Source organism: Longimicrobium sp. (genome assembly GCF_036280135.1).
Classification (GTDB): Bacteria; Gemmatimonadota; Gemmatimonadetes; order Longimicrobiales; family Longimicrobiaceae; genus Longimicrobium.
Genome location: NZ_DASURI010000633.1, coordinates 1 through 4,118, shown reverse-complemented (window position 1 = coordinate 4,118; position 4,118 = coordinate 1). Strand labels below are relative to the sequence as shown.

Sequence of the window (4,118 nt, the reverse complement as noted above, 5' to 3'; positions counted from 1 at the left end):
GAATAGGGAATAGGGAATAGGGAATAGGGAATAGGGAATAGGGAATAGGGAATAGGGAATAGGGAATAGGGAATAGGGAATAGGGAATAGGGAATAGCGGGCAACGGCGAACTGCGGGTTACAGGGGACAGGTTACAGGGGACAGCCTGCAATGGATTGGCTTTCTTCCTGAGGGGCCCTCGCCGACCTTGACCTCTCCGGTTGCCCATAGCCCCGAAGGATCTCGCCTGCTCACATTTCGGTCGCCGCGATGCGATGGACAACGGCGGCGGGTCCGTGCTGTAAGGTTGGCATTCGGGCCCTTGCAGTTCTCCCCCTCCTCCGCGAAGCGGGGGTAGGGGGTCGGGGGGAGGGGGCTCCCGAGGGCGAGAGATTCCTCGCCATGGAGCACGCACCCGGAGCCCGAGATGAAGTTCTCCCTTCCCCCATTCAGTTTATGGGGGAAGGGCCGGGGATGGGGGGCACTCCGCTGCGGCAGGGTAGCCGCTTCCCTGCTCGGTCCCGTTCTCCCCAGACGACGAACAGCCCTCCTCCAATCGGTCGGAGGAGGGCTGTTCCGTGCCCGCTATTCCCTATTCCCTATCACCTATTCCCTAGCTGTTCGGCACCAGCTTCAGCCCCACGATGCCGGCCAGGATCAGCCCCACGCACGCCAGCCGCAGCGCGCCGGCGCTCTCGCCAAAGAGCAGGATGCCCAGGATCACCGTGCCGAGGGTGCCCACGCCCGTCCAGATGGCGTAGGCGGTGCCCAGCGGCAGCGTGCGCAGCGCCACGCCCAGCAGCCCCAGGCTGATCAGCATCGACACGGCCGAGCCCACCGTCGGCCACAAGCGCGTGAAGCCCTCGGTGTACTTGAGGCCCACGGCCCAGCCTACCTCGAACAACCCCGCAACAAAAAGGACGACCCACGCCATCCCTTCCTCCGGGTGGTGTGGGGTCGTCCCCAGCGTTCCGCAGATGAGCAGCGGGGCCGTCCCCGCCGCTGATTCGTTGCCCTCAACGCTACACCAATCCGCCGCGCGGGTCAACGGGGCGGATTGTCGGCGCACGCCGCGGCGGCTACCTTCGCGCGCCGCGGACCGCTTCTTGTGGGAAGATGCGCATCCGCCGCCGATCCGTTCCCGACGCCGATCCCGAATGCCGAGCCACGACGAGCGCCTGCCCCTGTTCGCCATCACCGCGCCCGGCCTGGAGCCCCTGGCCGCCGCCGAGCTGCGCGCGCTGGGGATGGACGTGAAGGAGGAGCCCGGCGGCGTCTCGTGGAGCGGCACGCGGGCGCAGCTGTACGACGCCAACCTGCGCCTGCGGACGGCCAGCCGCGTGACCGTGCTCGCGGCCGAGTTCCGCGCGCGCACCTTCTTCGAGCTGGAGCGGCACGCGCGCAAGGTGCCGTGGGAGCGCTGGGTTTCCAGGGGCGGCGCCGTCCGCCTGCGCGTCACCAGCAAAAAGAGCAAGCTGTACCACGAGGGCGCCATCGCCCAGCGCATCCTCGAGGCCATCGAGCACCGCGTGGGTGCCCTGGCCTCGACCGATGTCGGCAGGGACGAGGAGGGCGGGGAGGACGAGGGCGATGCGCAGCTGTTCATCGTCCGCTTCAACCGCGACGGGTGCACCATCCGCGCGGATGCGTCCGGCGCGCTGCTGCACCTGCGCGGATACCGGCAGGCGCTGGCCCGCGCGCCCCTGCGCGAGACGCTCGCGGCCGCCATGCTCCTCGGCGCCGGCTGGGACGGCACGGCGCCGCTGGTGGATCCCATGTGCGGATCGGGGACGATCCCCATCGAAGGCGCCCTGCTGGCGCGCCGAATTGCCCCGGGGCTGTCCGCCCCGGACCGCGAGCCCCGCGACTACGCGTTCACGTCCTGGCCGGACTTCGACGTGGAACGGTGGGCGGCGGTCGTGGACCGCGCCGCGGCGGAAATCCTTCCGCGCTCGCCCGTCCCCATCCTGGGCTCGGACCGCGACGAGGGCGCCATCGCCGCCGCGACGGCCAACGCGGAGCGCGCGGGGGTGCTGGGGGACGTGGCGTTCAGCGCGCGCGCCGTGTCGGCCGTCGAGCCGCCGGCGGGGCCGGGGTGGATGGTGATCAACCCGCCGTACGGCGTCCGCGTGGGCGAGCGCGATCCCCTGCGCAACCTGTACGCGGCGCTGGGCCGCACCCTGCGCGAGCGCTGCCCCGGCTGGACGCTGGCGCTGCTCTCGCCGGATCATGGCCTGGAGCGCCAGGTGGGCTTCGCGCTGGACGAGGCGCTGCGCACGAGCAACGGCGGCATCCCCGTTCGCCTCGTCGTAGGCCAGGTGCCGGACGAAGGCTGACAGTCGCGAGTTGAATCCTCTGCAGAATCGCCTCGCCACCCGATGCGTCATCCTGAGGGAGCGCCCACGCGGAACCGGAAGATGCACCGGACCTTGGGCGCGACCGAAGGATCTTGCGTCCAAAGCACGAGGCCGACTCCACGCCTGGGAGCCGGCCTCATGCTTTGCGGGCAAGATCCTTCGTCGCCGCCATGGACCGCGCCCGGTCAGGGCCTGCGCGGCGGCTTCTCAGGATGACGCATCTCGGGGGGACGGGTTGAGCGATCGTTTCTCGGTGACCTACTCCCCCGCCACCACGATCCCCAGCTCGATCAGCATCTCCGCGTCCGCCTGATCCACCCAGCCGCCGTCACGCACGGCATGGAACGCGGCGGCGATGGAGGGATCCAGCGGCACGAACGCGCGGCGTGCGCCACGCAGGTCCACCAGCAGGTGGTGCTCGCCCTCCTCCACGTCGTCGTACGGCGGACGGCGTTTGGCGAACAGGTGCGGCAGCAGGGCGCGCGGATCCACGCTGAACGGCGTCACCCCCACGAGCGGATGCGGCCGCAGGGGACCGTCCGCCCGCGCGTTCGCGGCGGCATCCGCCACCTGCGCAAGGGTGCGCTCCGGCGGCAGCAGGGCCAGCTCGTAGACGAGCATCTCCCAGTCCAGCACCTCGCGCAGCAGCGGCTCCGCCACGTCGCCCGCCTCCATCCGCTCCCGCAGAAAGTCCGCGAAGCGGCGCACCTCCAGCGGTGCGTTGCGCTCGAAGCCGGGGTGCCGCTCCCAGTACGCGTCCATCAGCCCCCGCAGCGCCGGGCCAATGAGGACAAAGCTGTACGGCAGCTGCGCGGCGATGGGGCCCAGCCGGTTGCTGCGGTACAGCATGCCGTTCACCCGCATGCCCGGCTGCCCGGCGGCGCTGGCCAGGCGGCGGCGCTCCAGGTCCGTCAGCGTGTACGGGGCCAGCGCGGACTCGGCGTCGTCGCGCACGCGCGCGCGCAGCGCCGGCGAGGCGGCCAGGTCCGCCATGGCGCGCTGAAAGGCCAGCAGCGACATCAGGCGCCGGCGCCCGGGCGGCGCGCCCACGCCTGGCGCGCGCGCTCCAGCTCGCGCAGCACGCCGCTGCCGCCGCCCAGGGCCGGCAGGTAGTTGTCCTCGAACTCGAAGGTGATGCCGCACAGGTTGGGCGCGCGGGCAATCACCTCGTCCAGCAGGTCCCACACGGGCCCCGCCACCGGTCCGGCGTGCGAGTCCGTGTACATCCCGCCCATCTCGCTGCCCCCCGCGATGTGCACCTCCACCACGCGCGACAGGTCCAGGGCGCGGATGAACGCGCCCGCGTCGAAGCCGTGGTTTACCGAGTTCACGTACACGTTGTGGACGTCCAGCAGCAGCCCGCACCCGCTGCGCGCCGAGAGCGCGTTGAGAAACTCCGGCTCGCTCATCTCCTGCTCCGGCAGGTCCACGTAGTACACGTTGTTCTCCAGCAGGAACGGCACGGGCACCGCTTCGCGCACGCGCTCCACCCGCCCGGCGATCATCTCCAGCACCTCGTGGTCGTACGGCACGGGGATGGCCAGGCCCGCAAAGTCGCTGTGCGCGTCCAGCCCCGGCACCCGCGTGAACGACAGGTGGTCGCTGTGCCAGGGAAAGCCGTAGCGCGCCTGCCACGCGGCGATCTGCGCCACGTGCTCGTCGTCGAAGAACTCCGCGCTGCCGATGGACAGGCCCACCGAGTGTCCCACGACGGGCTTGCGGGCGGCCACCCAGTCCAGCAGCTCCACCTGCCGGCCCGCCTCGCCGTAGCGGGGGCCGTC

Annotated in this window: 4 protein-coding genes; 1 reads left to right on the top strand and 3 read right to left on the bottom strand. The window is 71.0% G+C overall.

The genetic code is table 11. The annotated features are described in order from the left end of the window. Positions 1 to 593: 593 nt before the first annotated feature. Positions 594 to 914 (bottom strand): quaternary ammonium compound efflux SMR transporter SugE, encoded by a 321-nt coding sequence (gene sugE / locus VFZ20_RS20490; RefSeq protein WP_329685802.1) that lies wholly within the window; start codon positions 912 to 914, stop codon positions 594 to 596. Positions 915 to 1,137: 223 nt separating this feature from the next. On the opposite strand from sugE, the gene VFZ20_RS20485 reads away from it, so the two are divergent. Then, positions 1,138 to 2,316 (top strand): hypothetical protein, encoded by a 1,179-nt coding sequence (locus tag VFZ20_RS20485; protein WP_329685801.1) that lies wholly within the window; start codon positions 1,138 to 1,140, stop codon positions 2,314 to 2,316. A 279-nt stretch (positions 2,317 to 2,595) separates the two neighbouring features. Here VFZ20_RS20485 and VFZ20_RS20480 read toward each other — a convergent pair whose 3' ends face one another. Both VFZ20_RS20480 and VFZ20_RS20475 read right to left on the bottom strand, forming a co-directional pair. Beyond that, entirely contained in the window at positions 2,596 to 3,357 is a 762-nt protein-coding gene (locus VFZ20_RS20480; RefSeq protein WP_329685800.1) for a hypothetical protein, read from the bottom strand. Further along, positions 3,357 to 4,118, bottom strand: a 762-nt coding sequence (locus VFZ20_RS20475) for a DUF692 domain-containing protein (RefSeq protein ID WP_329685799.1), incomplete at its 5' end; no start/stop codon positions are given. The genes VFZ20_RS20480 and VFZ20_RS20475, both read right to left, overlap by 1 nt.

Coding starts and splice junctions, on each gene's coding strand:
- VFZ20_RS20480 (WP_329685800.1), bottom strand. CDS start 3,357: ATGTCGCTGCTGGCCTTTCAGCGCGCCATGGCGGACCTGGCCGCCTCG.
- sugE (WP_329685802.1), bottom strand. CDS start 914: ATGGCGTGGGTCGTCCTTTTTGTTGCGGGGTTGTTCGAGGTAGGCTGG.
- VFZ20_RS20485 (WP_329685801.1), top strand. CDS start 1,138: ATGCCGAGCCACGACGAGCGCCTGCCCCTGTTCGCCATCACCGCGCCC.